This is a genomic window from Pedococcus sp. 5OH_020, assembly GCF_027812955.1.
In the GTDB taxonomy this organism is placed as follows: domain Bacteria; phylum Actinomycetota; class Actinomycetes; order Actinomycetales; family Dermatophilaceae; genus Pedococcus.
This window is the reverse complement of record NZ_JAPYZV010000011.1, coordinates 109,775-127,187: the sequence shown is the minus strand read 5'-3', so window position 1 is coordinate 127,187 and position 17,413 is coordinate 109,775. Positions and strand designations below refer to the sequence as shown.

Genomic DNA, 17,413 nt, shown 5'->3' with positions numbered 1-17,413 from the left:
TGCTTCACCGCCGCGACGCTGCGCCGGTCGCCGCCCCGGGAGCTGTTGGAGGAGCTTGCTGAACCCGACGGAGCCGACGCCGCCACCGACCCCGCGCTGCTGGAGGTTGGCGACGACGTCGACGATTGGGTCCGCTGTCGGGGACGCGGGCCCCGCGAGACGCTGCTGGACCGCCGGACGGTCAGGGAACGGTCGGCGATGGGTGCTTCTCGTCATGAAGCCGGACCATCTCTTCGGCGACGACCCGCAGCTTGGTGTTGGTCGTCATGGACACCCGCACAAGCTATTCGAACGCCCGTCGCTGCTCAGGTCGTAGCGGGCCATGACCAGGCCCACCGCCTGCCCGATGGCACGCTGGCTCATGGTCGCCGCGCGCAGGTCGTCTTCGTGCCGGGCCTTGCCAAGGGCCAGGGCCGCGTGGTCGGCGAACAGCTGCGCCACGTGGACCACCTCGGCGTCGATGTTGACATCCCGGGTGGCGTAGAGGTTCAGCCCGCCGACGGTCTCCCGTTCGGCATACAGCCGCAAACCCATCTGCGATCGGAGTCCAAGGTCGCGGGCCCGGCTGAAGTACCGCGGCCAACGCTGCACGTTGTCGCCGCGGTTCATGACCACGATGCCCTCATGGCGGATGGCGTCGAGACAGGCCCCTCGTCGAGGTCGTTTTGCAGCTGGTCGAACTTGGCGGCCAGCGGGTCGGTCGCCGCGAGCGTCTCGACGCGTCCATCGCGGTGCGTGATGGAGATTCCGACGTGGTCAACGCCGTCGAGGGCCTGTCGCGCACCTTCGGCGAGGTTGCGCAGAACTTCGGGCAGCTCACGCCGGTCGTTGATGTCGTGCGCCACCTTGGCCAGCGCCTCCGCAAGGCGCGGTACACCCGTCATCACGCCTCCATGGTCCGTGGGGTCGGATCGTCAGGCGTGCGGTCTGGGGAACACTGCGTCTGAAACTATTCGGGCGAGCTCGTAGCGCTCGCCCGTCTGCGCTGTCTCACCCGTGCGGGCAGGCACCCATGCGCCATCCGGGTGATCAGCTTCTTCCGAGGAACCAGGGGACACGTCCTGCCGGTCCCTCTGGCGGCGCGCCCGTCGAATTCAGACGCGAGGCAGCTACCCAGCACGGGCGGCGCCTCCAGGCGCCGCGGTGAGTCGGTGGCCCCCGTGATCCCCAGAACGCGAGCGACACGGGTGACCGGCTGGCCTGCGCGAGCGGGTCCAGGGCACGACCGCGGAACTCCGGCGGCTGGGTGCACCATCTGACGGACTCCCGTCCAAGACGGTCATCGCCGCAGCTGAGGCGTCCGGGAAAGCGGTCAGCCTCCGGAGGCCGGGATACTACGTCCATCGGGGCATGGCATGGGTCAGATCCGCGCACCGGCAGGGCCCGGCCCGCGAACCAGGGCGGCGGCCGGTCGCGCGTCTAGGTGGAACAGGTCGATGTAGTCGCGAGTCGTAGCCAGGGACACGTCCTGGAACACGCAACGGACGAACGCGCAACTGTCCAGCGCGATCCACCCGTCATAGGGGCTCTGCCCCACCTCGATCAGGCCGGAGATCGGAATCGGGCAGTCGATGAAGGTGGTCTCCACACGCGGGTAGAGCACTGCGGGGCCGACGATGGTGCACTCGACGAATCGCCAGTTGTAGACGCGCGGCCCGGGCAGGACCCGCCCCAGGATCTTCACGGTCATGGAATGAACCTCGAGCTGCGCGTTCGGCATGCGGCACACCGTAGGGGCGCAACCAGCAGATGCGGTCGTACATCGGTATGAGATACCACGCCTGGGGCGCCAAATGGCTCGATCAGACTACGGCATGGCCACGGCAGCGATGGGAACTTGTTGCGCCACGTGCGCTTCGACGTAGCCGGAGTGCTGTGCGACGGTGTTGTGGTGCAGCGTCCCCCGCACTGAGGCGTAGTGGCCCTCCTCGGCCTCCCCGAGCCACAGTCCTTGGGTGGGTTGTTTAGCAGCAACCGCTGCGAACTCGTTGGGTAACGGATTCCGAGCAGGTTCTCGTCGCGCCAGACTCGGCAGCTTCCTTCTGCGTCGAAAGTCTCCTGCGCCAGTCGGCAGCGTCATCTACTAGGGCCGGCACCGGCCTCGAAGCCTCGGCCGCCCCTCGTGTCGTCGCGGGCGTCCCAGCGGCCCGCCTTGGGGTCGAAACCGCCGTCCGCCCATGCTGATTCGTCGGCGCGCTGCGGCTCGGCTCCGTCCCAGTGCGCGTATCCGCCCAGCAGCCCGAAGGACGACTCCGACTCTAAGACGGTGGTGGCGAGTTCCTGGAGCACTTCCTCCGGCAGACCTGCCAGTAGCTGGCCAGGTGTCCTGCGTTCGCCCTCCGTCACAAGGTGGGCGAGCCTCACGTGGTCACCCGTGGTCAGGTGATCGCCCACCAGCAGGCTGCTTCTGACCGTCTCCAGGACGGTCTGGCGGTGCCCCTCGGACAGTAGCGGCAGAGCCTCCGTGTGGGCGGCCTCAAGTGCATCAGCCGGTGCGGTGCGAAGCAGGTAGCGGTACTGCCGCACCATTGGATCTTCCGGCGCGCCCGCGGCGCCCCCGTGCGGGTCATGCCGCTTACCCAACGTGAATCGGCTCATGCTTGAGCGTAGAAGCTGTGCGCCAAGACACGCCAGAACCCGGAGCCCTCGAGCGCCGGGTCGCCAGCCGGATCAGCCAGCCTGTAGTCACCCGCTGGCCTGCTGCCGCCCGGTCGGAGTTTCGGCGCCGTCAACGGCGGCTCGCATGGCAAGCAGGCTTTCGCGTTCTGCCCAGCCGCTCCGCGGTCACGGGGCGACCGTACAGGTCACCGTGACGGTACCCAGGGAGTGAAGGGTGCCACGAGTCAGCCCGGGACACGCGCCCATGTCCCTCGCCGCCGCTGGACGCTCGAGGGAGGAGATGCGAGGTCGTGCTCTCGGCGACCAACCAAACGATGCCCAGGGTCCACCGTGACACAGCATCCACGCCGTCCCGCCGGTGGCGAAGCGCCTCCGCCGGCGTGGCCCCGCGGGGCGGCTGGCACGCCTTGAGCAGCGCCCGGAGCGGGTCCTCGGACAGCGGCTCGACCACGGCGGTGTCGAGCCGGGGCGCCTTGATCCCGACGAACGGGTCGTCGGGCAGCGCCCCCTCCTCTGCGAGCCAGGCGGTGAACCGGCGCACCGCCAGCTGCCGGGACCGCGCGGTGGCAAGCTGGTTCCCGCCGTCCAGCAGCGCAGCGACCCATCCGCGCAGACGGCTCCGGTCCAGTGGCTCGGCCCCGTTCTGTGTGCACCACGCCAGGTAAAACCGGACGCCGTCGGCATGGCTCTTCAGGGTCGGCTCGCTCTTGCGGTCGGCGCGCAGGGACAGCAGCCACGACGGCAGCAGCGCGTCGAGCGGCGGTGTGGCGGGCTTGCGGGGCACCCCGCCACCCGAGTGTGATATCTGGACTAGGAGCGCTGTGCAGCCGGCAAATAGGACAGGTCAGGTGCCGGGAGGGCACCTGACCTGCACAAGCGCCAAAATGTGGCGGGCCGTCAGTCCAGGTAGTCGCGCAGGACCTGCGACCGGCTGGGATGACGCAGCTTGCTCATCGTCTTGGACTCGATCTGGCGGATGCGCTCACGGGTCACCCCGTAGACCTTGCCGATCTCGTCGAGCGTCTTCGGCTGGCCGTCAGTCAGGCCGAACCGCATCGACACGACCCCGGCCTCGCGCTCGGAGAGCGTGTCGAGCACCGAGTGAAGCTGCTCCTGCAGGAGCGTGAAGCTCACGGCATCCGCGGGGACGACGGCCTCGGAGTCCTCGATGAGGTCCCCGAACTCGCTGTCGCCGTCCTCACCGAGGGGGGTGTGCAGGGAAATGGGCTCGCGACCGTACTTCTGGACCTCGACGACCTTCTCAGGGGTCATGTCGAGCTCCTTGGCCAGCTCCTCGGGCGTGGGCTCGCGGCCCAGGTCCTGAAGCATCTGGCGCTGCACACGGGCCAGCTTGTTGATGACCTCGACCATGTGGACTGGGATGCGGATGGTGCGAGCCTGGTCGGCCATGGCGCGGGTGATCGCCTGGCGGATCCACCACGTCGCGTACGTCGAGAACTTGTAGCCCTTGGTGTAGTCGAACTTCTCGACGGCGCGGATCAGGCCGAGGTTGCCCTCCTGGATGAGGTCGAGGAAGAGCATCCCGCGCCCGGTGTAGCGCTTGGCGAGGGACACGACGAGACGCAGGTTCGCCTCGAGCAGGTGGTTCTTGGCCCTCTTGCCGTCCTGGGCGATCCACCACAGCTCACGCTTGAGCTTCATGTCGATCTTCTCGCCGGAGTTCAGGCGCTCCTCGCCGAACAGCCCGGCCTCGATGCGCTTCGCCAGCTCGACCTCCTGCTCGGCGTTCAGGAGGGCGACCTTGCCGATCTGCTTGAGGTAGTCCTTGACCGGGTCCGCGGTCGCACCGGCGGTCACCACCTGCTGAACGGGGGCGTCGTCCTCGTCGTCGTCGCGCAGGACGAAGCCGGACTCCTCAGTCTCGTCATCCTTCTTGTCGTCCGCTTCGACGTCGTCCTCGATGACGACGTCCTCTAGCTCGGACTCGACGACGTCGGTGGGCTCCGCGTCGGCCTCGGCGTCCTCGTCCAGCTCTCCGACGACCTCGTCGCCCGCAGCCCCAGTGGCAGCGGCCGCATCGTCGGTTGCCTTGACGGCTCCGGCCTTGGTGTCGGACTTCTTCGTCGCAGGCTTGCCCTGTCCCGCTGCTGCCGCGGCGGCCTTCTTGGTGGTGGTGGCCTTGGCTGCGGCCGCCTTCACCGTCGCCTTCGCTGCGGCGGACTTCGACGCGCCGGCGGCTACGGCGTCGGTACCGGAGGCGCCCTCGCTGGAAGAGCCCGCGTCAGACGTCGTCGTGCCGGCCGCCGTCTTCCCCGTGCCGGCCTTGGCCGTACTGCTCTTGGCTGCGGCCGCCTTGGACACGCCGGTCCCGCTGCCGCCGGCAGCCGGCTTGGCGGAGGCGGTCGTCGTCTTGCGCGTGGCGGTGGCGGCCACGGCGCGCGTCGCCGTCGTGGTGTCGAGCGTCACGTGGATGCCCTGCTCGTCCAGCGACCGGAGCACGGCCTTCATCCGCTTCGGAGCCACCTCGGCTCCCTGCAGGGCCGCGCGCAGCTGCTCGCTGTCGACCGAACCACTGGTATGGCCCTGCTTGAGCAACCTCTGCAGTGCGGGGTGGGAGAACTCCGTCGGAAGCGAGGGTGCGGGGCTCGCAGCCTTCTTGGACACAGGCGACACGGACTACCTTTCGTCGCGGACTCGCGGCACGGCGCACGCCATCACGAACATGCCTGAGGGGACGTTAGTGATAACAACTGCGGGGGCGGAAGTATTGCGGAGACCGCTCGGGCGGGGCCCCGACGGCTTCGTTGATGACATTGTAAAACGAGAACGCCCCAGATCCCGCATCGGAGCCAGGATTCGGCCCGTGAGAACCGCTCGCTCAGGCCTCGGCCTTGACGGCCAGCACGGGGCAGGACGCGTCCAGCAGGATCCGCTGGGCGTTCGAGCCGAGAATCAGCTTGCCCACCGGTGTGCGGCGACGCAGACCGATGACGATGAAGTCGGCGTTCTCCTGCTCGGCCACCGCGATGAGGTCCTCCGCTGGCTCGTTGCCGCGTACCAGCTGACGGACCTCGTGCTCCAGACCTTCCTCGTCGAGCTCGCTCTGGATGCGGTTGAGCTCGCTCTCGAACCGCTGTGCCTCGTCTCCGTCGAAGTCGCGGCCACCCCGCTGGGAGTTGATGACGATCAGCTTCGCCTTGCGCAGCAGCGACTCGTCCGCTGCTCGGCGCAGCGCCGCGCGCCCTTCCTTCGTCGGGACATAGCCCACAACGATGGCCACGGAAACCTCCTCGTTCGTCGACCTCGCGGCAGTGGCCGCGGTGGCGACGCTACCGGAAATCCTTCGCCTCAGCTGGGACCGGAGAGAACGCTTGCCACAATCCCGGCCACCTGGTCCAGCTCGATCAGGAAGCCGTCATGGCCGTACTCCGAGTGCACGGTGTGGACCTGCGCCGCCGGCACGGCCTGGGCCACCTCCAGCGACAGCCGGGGCGGGTAGAGGCGGTCGGAGTCCACGGCGACGACGACCAGGCGGCTCGTCACGGCGGCCAGCGCCGCCTTCACTCCCCCACGGCCGCGGCCCACGTCGTGGGAGTTCATGGCCTCCGTGAGCACGATGTAGGAGTTCGCGTCGAAGCGCCCCGCCAGCTTGCCCGCGTGATGGTCGAGATAGGACTCCACCGCGTACCGTCCGTGGCCACCCAGCGGCTCCTCGGTGCCTTGAGGTTCCCTGCCGAACCGTTCGTGGAGCTCCAGCTCGCTGCGGTAGGTCACATGGGCGATGCGGCGCGCGATCCCGAGCCCCGTCTCGGGGCCCGCGGGCCGGTCGTAGTAGTCGCCGCCGTGGAAATGCTGGTCAGCCCGGATGGCGAGCACCTGGGCCTGGCACCAGCCGATCTGCTCCGCGGTCGCGTACGGCGTGCTGGCCAGGATCACCGCCGTGTCGACCCGGTCCGGATGCGTCACCGCCCACTCCAGTGCGCGCATGCCACCCATCGAACCGCCCAGGACCATGCGCCAGCGGTGGATGCCCAGCGCATCCGCCAGGAGCGCCTCCGTCTGGACCTGGTCGCGGACGGTGATGAACGGGAACCTGCTGCCCCACGGTCGGCCGTCCGGGGCCGCAGTGGCAGGGCCCGTGCTGCCCTGACACCCCCCCAGGACGTTGGCCGCGATGACGAAGAAGCGATCGGTGTCCAGCGCCTTGCCTGGACCGATGAGGCCGTCCCACCAGCCGGGAGTCGGGTGTCCGGCCTCCACCCCACCGACCACGTGGCTGTCTCCGGTAAGGGCATGCTCGACGAGGATGGCGTTGTCGCGCCGGGAGTTCAGCCGGCCCCAGCTCTCGTAGGCCAGTGTCACCTGCGGCAGGACACCCCCTCGCTCCAGCTCCACGGCGCCGAGCTGGACGAACTTCCTGGCACCCACGGGGTCACCGTCGCGCCAAGCACCGGAGGTGGCGGGTGGTCGGGACGTCGTGGTCATCGGTACTGCTCCTGTGGCATCGCGCTTGCCGCCCGGGTCAGGGTCGGCCAGGTCTTCACCCGGGGCACCCCATCGCGAGGAGGGTTGCCGCCCAGCAAGCCGGGGCTCGAAGCTGGGACTCATCACCTGCGGGCCATGATACGAGTCACCCTGGCCGCCGTCCCCGTCGTCCACTCATTGGACTCACGCTCACTCCGGCTCGTCGGCCTCGCTCCCTTGGTCGTCGCCCGGCGCTCCCGCACCACGACTCTCAGCGGGGGGACACCGGGTGCCGACCGCGCCCGCGGGGACGCAGCCCGACCTCGACCAGCCGTCGGGTCAGCTCCGCCAGCCGGTAGTCCGGCGAGTGCTCGAGTGCCCGGTCGAGGCAGACCCGGGCTACCGCCCCGTCGCCGAGCCACCACGCCACGTTGGCGAGGACAGTCAGCACCCCCGCCGCCGAGGGGTCGGGGACCGCCCGACACAACGCCTGGAGCCTCGCGACCAGACGCCGCCCCGCGATGGAGGCACTGCCGTCCTGGAGGGCGGTGTCTCGCAGGTCGGGGTCTCCCCAGGCCGGCGTGGGAAGCACGGTGTGGAACCCGTCGACCAGGTCGTCCGAGAGCAGGTCCAGTGGCAGGGTGCCGGGGCACAGCCACGCGACGAGCCCGTCCCGAAGCTGGAGGTCACCCAGGCTGAGGACCAGCTCGGCGACGTCCCGAGGCCGGATGCCCTCAACAGGGGGCGCACCGTCCGAGACGTCGAGCACCACAGCCCAGGTCGCCAGCCAGGAGAGGCGCTGCACGGCGATCCGGTGGTCCTGCGCCGCACGTCCCCCGGCGGTGGCTTGCGGCACGCCTGTCTCGGGCCCGGTCAGCCGCCTCAGGGCCGCCCCCACGGGTACGGCACGTCGCGAGTCGACGGCAACCATCGAGGACAGCGCCGAACGCGCCGGCAGCGGTGACATCTCCAGCCCAACGAGCTCCGCCACGGCAGGCGAGTCCGCCGGGTCGGGCACGAGCGTGCCGTCCCTCGGGCAGCAGTCACAGCCGACCGAGTACCACCGCCCACCTCGCACCACGAGACGGTTGAGCAGCGGGATGCCAGAACCTACGAGAGCGATGCTGAGGGCCTCCAGCACCGGTTGCGACGCGCCGGCCACGGACTCGTAAGCCACGACGAGGACGCCATCGGGGCGCTCACGACGGAGCGGTCGCACCAGCTCGTCAGCGGCCTCCGGGGCGTGCTCGTGGGCGGGCAGGTCCAGCCGCTCGATCATGCCGACGACCTGGTCGTGAAGCGCGATGACCACCACGGCGTCCTCGGGGTGGTAGCCAAGCTGGAAGGGAAGGGCTGCCACGACGTCACCGGGGCCGCGCAGGCTGATCGAGGTCATGGCCCCACGGTGGCGGTCAGGACCGCACTATGGAGCCGCCTGGGCTGCTCCTGTGGACGGCGACGGATCCCGGACGACGCTGTGGGTATCGGCTACCGCCTTGGGGGCGGCGGCGTCACTCACCCCCCATTGGAGGGCTCAGTCGACGACCGACCCGCGGACGGTCTCGCTCGCCGGGTCGTTCGACCGCTCGGCCCTCTGCCGGGAACGACCACCGGCCCTTTCCCACGACAGGTACGACTCGGTCTCGTTCACCAGTGCCGCCGCTATCCAGGACGCGACCACGGCGTCGTCGGCCAGACCGAACACCGACAGCAGCGCTTCCGGCATGAAGTCGACCGGAGACACGACGTACAGCAGGGCGCCCACGAGGAGCAGGAGCCGCCGCCGAGAGGTCCCGACATACTCGCCGCTGAAGGTCGCGCGCACCAGCCTCGGAATGCTGGCGGCCCGCTCGCCGAGGCCCGGCGCACCCGGTCGGGTCGCGGTCCGCAGTGCGGTCGCGATGGTGCGGAAGGCACCGAAACGGTTCACAGCCATGAAGGTTCTCCTTGCTCCCCGGGCGCCTCGTCGGCCCGGGCACGTTTCACAGGACCACCAGAGCGAGGGAGTCGCGCCCGTGGTCAGCCTTCTGACGCCCGGTCGCGCTCTGCGGTTCCCCGGTCGACGGTTCCCTTCGCCCCTGAGCACGGACCTGGGCCCACCGCGCCACGCCGGGGCGACCCGGGTACGGCCGCCACCTGCCCCAGCGCCCGCCATCAAGCCTTCAGAGTGCCGTGGTCCTCGGCGGGAACTCGTGCCGGGCGTGCTCCGCGATCTTCGTCAGGAGGTAGCCGTCGAGCCCCGCACCGATCACACCGCCGACCACCGGGACGCCCTTGCCGAACCGGCTCAGCGTCTTCTTTCCCGCACTCGCCAGCAGGCGGAACCCCACGGCCTTGTTGACGACCAGGAGCGCAGGTCCGGGGAGCCGCTGGGCGGCGAGGTTGGACAGCCGACCCGTCGTCGCGACTCCCGCCTTCCTCAGGAGGTCCTCGGACTCGGCCCCCACGAGGGTGAGCAGGACCGCGGAGCGGATCTCCGGCTGCTTGGTGTCGTAGCCCCGCAGCGTCGCGACGGCCGCCACCATCCGGGTGGCCACGATGTAGAACTCCAGCACGTTCACCGGCAGCGCGACCGGCAGAGTGATGAAGCCTCCCAGCCCGGTGACGAACCCTCCGGCAGCGGCGAGCTTCACGTGGCTGCGCACCACCGCCTCGACCGCCTGCTCCGCGTCCGCCTTCTCGGCCCGTCGTACGTCGGCCACCGTCTGGGCGGAGTCGAACGGTCCCCTGCCGTCGATGCCGGCGTCGAGCAGCTGCTCGACCAGGCCGGTGACCGCTCCCGAGAACATGCCCTCCTCCCGGTGCCCGTTCCTGGCCCGCTCGAGCGCTGACCCGGTGCGTCCTCCCTGCTCAGCGGCGTGTGCGGTGCCGTCCTTGCCCAACCCCAGAAATCCCACGAAGCCTCCTAGACGGTGTCCGGTCATCCTGCCACGACCGCGCATGACCAGCAGGTTTAGCCTTGACAGCATGGCTGAGCCCCGCAACGAAGATCCCTTCTCCCAGTACGCCCATCCCGAGCGGCTCGTCACCACCGAGTGGCTGGCTGAGCAGATCGAGACCGGCAATGTCGGTGGCCCCGACGGTGTCGCGGTCCTGGAGTCCGACGAGGACGTCCTGCTGTACGACACCGGTCATATCCCGGGCGCCCTGAAGCTCGACTGGCACCAGGACCTCAACGACCCGGTGATGCGGGACTACGTCGACGGGGAGCGGTTCGCCTCGGTGATGTCGGAGCGCGGCGTGGCCCGCGACACGACCGTGGTGATCTACGGCGACAAGAACAACTGGTGGGCGGCCTACGCCCTGTGGGTGATGTCCCTGTTCGGGCACGAGGACGTGCGGCTGCTCGACGGCGGTCGGTCGAAGTGGGTGGCGGAGGGGCGCGAGCTCACCAAGGACGTCCCGACGGTCACCGGGGCCGACTACCCGGTCGTGGAGCGCGACGACGCGCCGATCCGCGCCTTCAAGGAGGACGTCCTGGCACACCTCGGCAAACCGTTGGTGGACGTCCGGTCTCCCGGCGAGTACAGCGGCGAGCTGCTGCACATGCCCGACTACCCGCAGGAGGGCGCCATGCGCGGCGGCCACATCCCCGGGGCCAGGTCCGTGCCCTGGGCCCGCGCTGCGAACGAGGACGGGACGTTCAAGTCCCGGCCGGAGCTGGAGGCCATCTACCTTCAGGAGCAGGGCCTGTCGCCGTCCGAGCCGACCGTTGCCTACTGCCGCATCGGTGAGCGCTCCTCGCACACCTGGTTCGTGCTCAGGCACCTTCTGGGCTTCGACGACGTCCGGAACTACGACGGCTCGTGGACCGAGTGGGGCAACTCCGTCCGCGTCCCGGTGGAGAGGTAGGCCTCGGCAATGGCGCCGGCATCCGCGATCCCCGAGACAGCTGACCTTCCGCCGGCGCTGGCGGAGATCGCCCGCGACTTCGCGGAGCTGTCGCCACCGGAGCGGCTCGAGCTGCTGCTCGAGTTCAGTGAGGGCCTGCCCGACCTGCCCGAGCGGTATGTCGGGGCGACCGCGTCGATGGAGCAGGTCCAGGAGTGCCAGTCGCCCTTGTTCCTCCTCGTAGAGGTGGGCGACGAACCGGCCACGGAGGCGTCGGAACGACGGGTCAACCTCTTCTTCTCGGCACCGCCGGAGGCACCGACCACCAGGGGGTTCGCCGGCATCCTCCACGAAGGGCTGGACGGCCTGACCGTCGAGGAGGTGCTCGCCGTGCCGGACGATGCCCCTTACCGGTTCTCGCTGGCCGAGGCCGTCTCACCGCTTCGCCTGCGCGGGATGGTGGGCATGCTGAGCCGCATCAAGCGTCAGACCGCTCTGAAGTCGCAGGTCTGACTGTCGCCGGCCCCGTCGGGCCGAGGTGACAGGATGGCGTCGCCATGGCTGCCGCACCTGTCGCGTTCGTGACGTCCCCGGACGGTCGAGCCGCCCTCGTCGGACCTGATGTGTCGGACTGCGGTCCGGCGGACGTCGTGGCCAGCGCAGCCCAGGGGCTCGACGCCGCCGCTGACGTCCGCTTCGTCTGGTGGGCGGCGACCTACGACGCCGCGCCCCTGGCCGCCCGCGGGGTGCCGGTGGCCCGGTGCTGGGATGTCGCGGAAGCGCACCGCCTCCTCGTCGGAGGCTGGGAGGCTGGAGCGCAGCTCGCCTGGGCCACGGCGTATGGACTGGATCGGGCCGGCCTTCCGCGGGCAGCGCGCGGCGACCTCTTCGACACCCTGACGCCAGACGACGCGGACACCGCGTCCGGCGTGGTCCGCAGGGACGGGTACCTGCGCGCGGTGGCCGGTACGGCGTCCTGGTGCCCGGACGACGAGGAGCTCCTCGCGTGGGGCCAGGCGGCCCTCGACTGCGCCGCCCGGCAGGCCTCGGCACTGGCGGACGTGGGTCCCAGGGCCATCTCCACCGCGCAGAGCGAGTCCGCGGCAGCGTTCCTCTGCCTCGAGCTGGCACGCGACGGCCTGCCGCTGGACCGCGCGACCGCGGAGAAGCTCATCGGCGAGGCAGCCGGTCCACGACCTGTCGACGACGCGGACGCCCGGCGGATCCGCGCGGAGAGGGACCGGGCGGTGCTCAAGCACGTGCCGGGCCGCGAACACACCGACCTGCGAAACCCTCTGCAGGTCAAGGACCTTCTGGCCGCGGTCGGCGTCTCGGTGCCCAACACGCGCAAGTGGGTCCTCGAGCCGTACCGCGAGTCCCACGCCGTCGTGGGAGCGCTGCTCGACTGGCGCAAGGCAGAACGGATCGCGACCACGTACGGCTACGGCTGGCTCGACGCACAGGTCGGCCCCGATGACCGGCTTCGCGGCGGCTGGACCGCCTCCGACGGAGCAGCCGGCCGGATGACGGCGCAGAACGGGTTGCACAACCTGCCGACGGATCTACGTCCCGCCGTTGCCGCGCATCCCGGCCACGTCTTCGTGCGCGCCGACCTCGGCCAGATCGAGCCGCGGGTGCTCGCGGCCGTCTCGGGTGACGCCAACCTCGCCGCCGCGACCCGCGCCGACGACCTCTACGCACCCGTGGCGAGCACCCTGGGGGTGGAGCGGCCCGTGGCCAAGGTGGCGGTCCTTGCGGCGATGTACGGCCAGCGCAGCGGGGCGGCCGGTGAGGCTCTCAAGGGGCTGGAGCGGGCCTACCCGGTGGCCATGCGTTACCTCGACGCCGCGTATGCCGCCGGCCTTCGCCGGGAACCGTTGCGCACGTATGGTGGCCGCCTCGTCAGGTTGGACGCGGTGCTCACCGACGCGGCCCCCGAGAACGCCGCGGCGTACGACGCCGCCCGAGGACGGTTCGCGCGGAACGCAGTGGTCCAGGGCTCCGCGGCCGAGCTCTTCAAGGCGTGGGCCGCCACGGTCCGCGCCACGACACGCGACCTGGGAGCCCGGATCGTGCTGTGCCTGCACGACGAGCTCCTGCTGCACGTCCCGGAGCCGGCGGCGCAGGAGGCCCGAGCGCGCCTGGTGACCGCGCTGCAGGACAGCGCGCGGCGCTGGACGGGCTCGACCCAGGTGAGGTTCGTGGTCGACGCCTCGGTGGTCCGTCGCTGGTCGGAGGCCAAGGAGTAGCCGCGAGGCGCCGGCGTTGGATCCTCACGGGTTGGTGCACTGAGACCCACGGGCTTGGGGCGATCCACACTGTCGACGGCCTAGGTCAGTGGTTAGGTGGGCCCATGGATGGACATGACGTCAAGCTGGCCGCGGCCCGTGCCTCAGACCACCCCGCCCTGGAGGCCGCAGCCCGTGTCGGCTACGCCGTCAGCGGTCTGCTGCACGTCCTGATCGGCTGGATCGCCCTCCAGGTGGCGTTCGGAAGCTCCGGCAAGAACGCCGACCAGAGCGGGGCGCTGGGATCACTCGCGGGAAGCGGACTCGGCAAGGTGCTCCTGTGGATCGGCGTCGTGGGCTTCCTCGGTCTCGCTGTGTGGCAGCTCGCCGACGCAGTCGTCGTGTACCGGGGGCGGGAGAAGGACCTCTGGGCGGAGCGCACCAAGTCGGCCTCGACGGCTGTCGTCTACCTGGTCCTGGGCTGGTCGGCGTTCACCTTCGCGCGCGGCGGGGGGCACAACAGCCGGCGGCAGACGGTGGACTTCACGTCGAAGCTCTTGGACAAGCCGGGCGGCCGCCTGCTGGTCGTCGCCATCGGCCTGGCTGTCCTCGGCGTGGGGGTCTACTACGTCTACAAGGGTGTGACGAAGAAGTTCTTCGAGGAGCTGCAGAAGCACCCGGGGGCGTCGGCGGTGCGCGCGGGCCAGGTGGGGTACAGCGCCAAGGGCGTGGCGCTGGGCATCGTCGGAGTGCTGTTCGTGGCGGCCGGGCTGCAGCGACGGGCTCAGGAGGCGAGCGGGTTGGACGGGGCTCTGAAGTCCCTACGGGACCAGCCGTTCGGCACGGTCCTCCTGGTCATCATGGCTGCCGGCTTGGCGGCATTCGGCCTCTACAGCTTCGCGCGGGCACGGGATGCCAGCGTGTGAACCGGCTCCGGCCGTCAGCTACCGCCGTGCCGGCTCCAGCCGTCAGCCGCCGCTGTCGGCGCTGTCCCCGTCGTCGTTGACCTGCCGTAGGAACTGCTCGAACTCTGCCCCGATCTCGTCCGCCGAGGGCAGCTCGCTGACATCGGTGGCGAGCAGGCTCGGCTTCTGGCGCCCCTCGACGAACGTGTCGTACTGACGCTCGAGCGCGGCGATCACCTGGGACACCTCCTCGGAGCCCTCCACCTCGCGAGCGATCTCGGCGCGGTTGAGCCCCGCCTGAGCGACGAGGTCGTCGATCGGCAGGTTCAGCCCGGTCGCCGCGGTGATGGCGTTGAGCGCGGTCACCGCACCATCGGCGAACTCCGCCTGGGCCAGGTAGTGCGGTACGTGGACGGCGAACCCGATCGCGTCGTGCCCGGACTCCCCCAGACGTAGCTCCAGCAGTGACGCGAGGCTGCCGGGGACCTCCACCCGGCCGAACGGGTTGTCCTGTGAGGGGATGAGGCGAGGGTCGGTGGCGTGAGCGGTCAGGCCGATGGGCCGGGTGTGGGGCACCGCCATGGGGATGCCGTGCGCGGTGACCACCAGGTCGACGCCGAGGCGTACGACCAGCTGGCGGATCGACTCCGCCATCCGCTCCCACTGGAAGTCGGGCTCCGGTCCGGTGAGGACCAGGTATGCGGTGCCGTCACGGTCCAGCAACCGGTGCAGGACCAGGCAGGGGTCCTCATAGCTCAGCCAGCGGTTGGTGTCGAACACCATGGCGGGACGCCGGCTGCGGTAGTCCAGGAGCTGGTCGGTGTCGAAGGACGCGACGACGGTCGACTCCCCCGTGGCCAGGAGGTGGTCGGTCAGAAGCCGCTGCGTGTGCCCGGCGTCCATGAACCCCGCGAGCGCGACGATCATCACCGAGGCGCGCAGCTCCCGCGGGTCCGTGTCGGTCTCGAAGTGGTAGAGCTCGGAAGGGTTCAGCACGATGACTCCAACGGTCTGTCTGTCTGGCGTTACGTCAAGGATCCAGCGGTGGCGCGGTCTTGTCATTGGCAACGCGCGGGGTGGGCCCGGGATTCCATGGCACAGCCCCACGTTCGACTTGCGGAATAGACGAGGCTCGTCCGACTGTTCGATGAAACGAAACAGTTTCGTTCTATCGAGAGAAAGGCCGGTCGTGGGCCCCCGCACCAGCACCGACGAGGCGACGCGCAGCCGTCCGCGCGTCGAGGGCGACCGCGAGCGGCAGATCCTGGAGGCCACCCTCGAGACGCTCGTCGAGCTGGGCTACGACAAGCTCAGCTTCGACGCGGTCGCCGCCGCGGCGAAGGCGTCGAAGGCGACCCTGTACCGGCGGTGGCGGACGAAGGTAGATCTCGTCATCGACGCGCTGCAGCTGATGCTCGGCGTGGAGGCGGACCGCTACCCCGACACCGGCTCGCTACGCGGTGACCTCATCGCCCAGGCCTGCGCCAAGGGCGGCATCGCAGACGAGCGACCGATCCAGATCTTTGGGGCCCTGCTCACCTCGATGCACCGGGACCCGGAGTTCCACGACGCGGTCGTCACCCGGCTCGTGGCCCCGAAGCTCGCCGTGACGCTCCAGACCTTCCGCGCCGCCCAGGAGCGGGGCGAGATCGGCAAGGGCGCCGATCTCTCTCTGTTGGCCTCGATCCTCCCGGCCATGAGCCTCCACGAGGCGATGCTGACGGGTTCCGGCCCGTCCCGTGACCGCCTCATCGCCCTGGTGGACAGCGTCGTCCTTCCCTCCTGCGCAGCGACGCTGCCGCGCGGCTGAACCACCCGTCCACGCACCACCCACTACACACAAGGGGACCTCCATGTCTTCAACAGCAGTGCTCGAGCACGGCTCCACCCCGGAACCCGACGTGGCCGAGAGCCGCGGAAGGCACCTCGGCATCGCCCTGACCGTCATCAGCGCGGCCCAGCTGATGGTCGTCCTCGACGGCACGATCGTGAACATCGCGATGCCGCACATCATGACCGACCTCGGGTTCACCCAGGAGAACCTCTCCTGGGTCGTCACCGCCTACACGCTGGCGTTCGGCGGCCTCCTGCTGCTCGGTGGACGCCTCGGCGACCTCTTCGGGCGTCGCAGGGTCTTCATGACCGGGGTCCTTCTCTTCGCCGCCGCCTCGCTGCTGGGCGGCCTCGCTCAGACCGAGGGCATGCTGCTCGGGGCGCGTGCCCTACAGGGCGTCGGCGCGGCGCTGGCCTCACCGACTGCCCTGGCGCTGATCACGACGACCTTCCCCGCCGGGCCGGCTCGCAACCGGGCCATGGGTGTGTACGCCGCGATGTCGGGCGCCGGCGCGGCTGTCGGGCTGATCCTCGGCGGCGCGCTCACCGAGGTCGACTGGCGCTGGACCATGTTCATCAACGTGCCGATCGGCATCCTCGTCGCCACGCTGGCGCCCCGCTTCCTGGCGGAGTCCCCCCGCGGAGACGGGCGGGTCGACGTTCCCGGTGCGGTGCTCGGCACGGCCGGGCTCGTGTCGCTCGTCTACGGGCTGACGAACGCCGCGAGCGACTCCTGGACGTCCGCCACCACGATCGGAACCCTGGTCGCCGGCGTGCTGCTGCTCGGGGGTTTCCTCGTGGTCGAGGCGCGGTCTCCCCACGCCCTCATGCCGATCCGCATCCTCGCCGACCGCACTCGCGGCACGTCGTTCGCGGTGATGCTGATCGTGGGCGCGGCCATGTTCGCCATGTTCTACTTCCTCGGCCTCTACATCCAGCAGGTCCTCGGCTACTCGCCGCTGAAGTCGGGGTTCGCCTTCCTGCCGTTCTCGTTCGGCATCGTCGTCGCGGCCCAGATCGCCTCCACCCTGATGACGCGGGTGGACCCGCGCTGGATCTCGGGCTCCGGGGCGACGCTCGCGGCAGTGGGCATGTTCGGCTTCTCCCGGCTCGACGTGCACAGCGGCTACACGACTGGCCTGCTGCCCTGGATCGTCACCCTGGCCGTCGGTATGGGGCTGACCTTCGTCCCGATGACCCTCACCGCGGTCGCCGGTGTGGCCAGCGAGGACTCCGGCGTCGCCTCGGCAGTGCTCAACACCATGCAGCAGGTGGGCGGCGCGCTCGGGCTGGCGACGCTCAGCACCGTGTTCGCCAACGGGGCCAGGGACCGGGGGGCTGAGCTGGGCGCTGCCCTGCAGGCGAAGGCGGCCTCTGGACATCTCTCCGCCGACCAGCTGCAGGCCGCGAAGCACCAGATCGCCCTGCAGGCGCAGACCTTCGGCTCCGGGCACGCCTACCTGGTGGGCTCAGCGATGATCCTCGTCGGTGCCGTCATCACGTTCATGTTCCTCAACGTCAAGCACGAGGTGCTGTCCAGCGACGGACACGAGAACGTCCACCTCGCCTGAG

The 17,413-nt window shown here is 70.0% G+C and carries 18 protein-coding genes and 1 riboswitch; of the genes, 6 read left to right on the top strand and 12 right to left on the bottom strand.

What is annotated here, in order from left to right; translation table 11 throughout:
• Positions 1-264 precede the first annotated feature (264 nt).
• From PHA84_RS18365 to PHA84_RS18315, 11 genes are all read right to left on the bottom strand, one after another.
• Entirely contained in the window at positions 265-633 is a 369-nt protein-coding gene (locus tag PHA84_RS18365) for a GAF domain-containing protein (protein ID WP_270889607.1), read from the bottom strand.
• Positions 606-884, bottom strand: coding sequence for a hypothetical protein (locus tag PHA84_RS18360; protein WP_270889592.1), 279 nt, complete (start codon positions 882-884; stop codon positions 606-608). Before PHA84_RS18360 ends, PHA84_RS18365 begins: the two co-directional genes overlap by 28 nt.
• Positions 885-1,360: 476 nt before the next feature.
• Complete coding sequence (locus PHA84_RS18355) at positions 1,361-1,690, bottom strand: hypothetical protein (RefSeq protein ID WP_270889591.1); 330 nt, start codon at positions 1,688-1,690, stop codon at positions 1,361-1,363.
• A 386-nt stretch (positions 1,691-2,076) separates the two neighbouring features.
• The gene (locus PHA84_RS18350) at positions 2,077-2,598 is read right to left on the bottom strand and encodes a hypothetical protein (protein ID WP_270889590.1); all 522 of its coding nucleotides are present in this window, start codon (positions 2,596-2,598) and stop codon (positions 2,077-2,079) included.
• Positions 2,599-2,728: 130 nt separating this feature from the next.
• The gene (locus tag PHA84_RS18345; RefSeq protein ID WP_270889589.1) at positions 2,729-3,403 is read right to left on the bottom strand and encodes a tyrosine-type recombinase/integrase; all 675 of its coding nucleotides are present in this window, start codon (positions 3,401-3,403) and stop codon (positions 2,729-2,731) included.
• A 113-nt stretch (positions 3,404-3,516) separates the two neighbouring features.
• A complete protein-coding gene (locus tag PHA84_RS18340) occupies positions 3,517-5,253 on the bottom strand; it encodes an RNA polymerase sigma factor (RefSeq protein WP_442952935.1) in 1,737 nt (578 codons plus the stop codon).
• Between the two features lie 205 nt (positions 5,254-5,458).
• On the bottom strand, positions 5,459-5,860 hold the full coding sequence (locus tag PHA84_RS18335; protein ID WP_270889588.1) for a universal stress protein: 402 nt from the start codon (positions 5,858-5,860) through the stop codon (positions 5,459-5,461).
• Positions 5,861-5,928: 68 nt separating this feature from the next.
• Positions 5,929-7,065, bottom strand: coding sequence for a homoserine O-acetyltransferase MetX (metX, locus tag PHA84_RS18330; RefSeq protein ID WP_270889587.1), 1,137 nt, complete (start codon positions 7,063-7,065; stop codon positions 5,929-5,931).
• Positions 7,066-7,081: 16 nt separating this feature from the next.
• Positions 7,082-7,192, bottom strand: a riboswitch (SAM riboswitch).
• A 123-nt stretch (positions 7,193-7,315) separates the two neighbouring features.
• A complete protein-coding gene (locus PHA84_RS18325) occupies positions 7,316-8,440 on the bottom strand; it encodes a DUF4192 domain-containing protein (RefSeq protein ID WP_270889586.1) in 1,125 nt (374 codons plus the stop codon).
• Positions 8,441-8,578: 138 nt separating this feature from the next.
• The gene (locus tag PHA84_RS18320; RefSeq protein WP_270889585.1) at positions 8,579-8,980 is read right to left on the bottom strand and encodes a DUF1232 domain-containing protein; all 402 of its coding nucleotides are present in this window, start codon (positions 8,978-8,980) and stop codon (positions 8,579-8,581) included.
• Between the two features lie 226 nt (positions 8,981-9,206).
• A complete protein-coding gene (locus tag PHA84_RS18315) occupies positions 9,207-9,941 on the bottom strand; it encodes an EcsC family protein (RefSeq protein WP_270889584.1) in 735 nt (244 codons plus the stop codon).
• 70 nt (positions 9,942-10,011) lie between these two features.
• Here PHA84_RS18315 and PHA84_RS18310 point away from each other — a divergent pair, with 70 nt between their 5' ends.
• The 4 genes from PHA84_RS18310 (at position 10,012) to PHA84_RS18295 (ending at position 14,029) form a co-directional block, all read left to right on the top strand.
• A complete protein-coding gene (locus PHA84_RS18310; RefSeq protein WP_270889583.1) occupies positions 10,012-10,896 on the top strand; it encodes a sulfurtransferase in 885 nt (294 codons plus the stop codon).
• Positions 10,897-10,905: 9 nt separating this feature from the next.
• Positions 10,906-11,388: a SufE family protein gene (locus PHA84_RS18305; protein WP_270889582.1), complete on the top strand. Its 483-nt coding sequence runs from the start codon at positions 10,906-10,908 to the stop codon at positions 11,386-11,388.
• 44 nt (positions 11,389-11,432) lie between these two features.
• The gene (locus PHA84_RS18300; RefSeq protein ID WP_270889581.1) at positions 11,433-13,124 is read left to right on the top strand and encodes a DNA polymerase; all 1,692 of its coding nucleotides are present in this window, start codon (positions 11,433-11,435) and stop codon (positions 13,122-13,124) included.
• 104 nt (positions 13,125-13,228) lie between these two features.
• Positions 13,229-14,029: a DUF1206 domain-containing protein gene (locus PHA84_RS18295; protein ID WP_270889580.1), complete on the top strand. Its 801-nt coding sequence runs from the start codon at positions 13,229-13,231 to the stop codon at positions 14,027-14,029.
• Between the two features lie 42 nt (positions 14,030-14,071).
• On the opposite strand, the gene PHA84_RS18290 is transcribed toward PHA84_RS18295, so the two are convergent.
• Positions 14,072-15,004, bottom strand: coding sequence for a proteasome assembly chaperone family protein (locus PHA84_RS18290; RefSeq protein WP_270889579.1), 933 nt, complete (start codon positions 15,002-15,004; stop codon positions 14,072-14,074).
• A 193-nt stretch (positions 15,005-15,197) separates the two neighbouring features.
• Here PHA84_RS18290 and PHA84_RS18285 point away from each other — a divergent pair, with 193 nt between their 5' ends.
• Together PHA84_RS18285 and PHA84_RS18280 are read left to right on the top strand one after the other, a co-directional pair.
• Positions 15,198-15,818 (top strand): TetR-like C-terminal domain-containing protein, encoded by a 621-nt coding sequence (locus tag PHA84_RS18285; protein WP_270889578.1) that lies wholly within the window; start codon positions 15,198-15,200, stop codon positions 15,816-15,818.
• A 43-nt stretch (positions 15,819-15,861) separates the two neighbouring features.
• On the top strand, positions 15,862-17,412 hold the full coding sequence (locus PHA84_RS18280; protein WP_270889577.1) for an MFS transporter: 1,551 nt from the start codon (positions 15,862-15,864) through the stop codon (positions 17,410-17,412).
• Position 17,413: the final 1 nt, after the last annotated feature.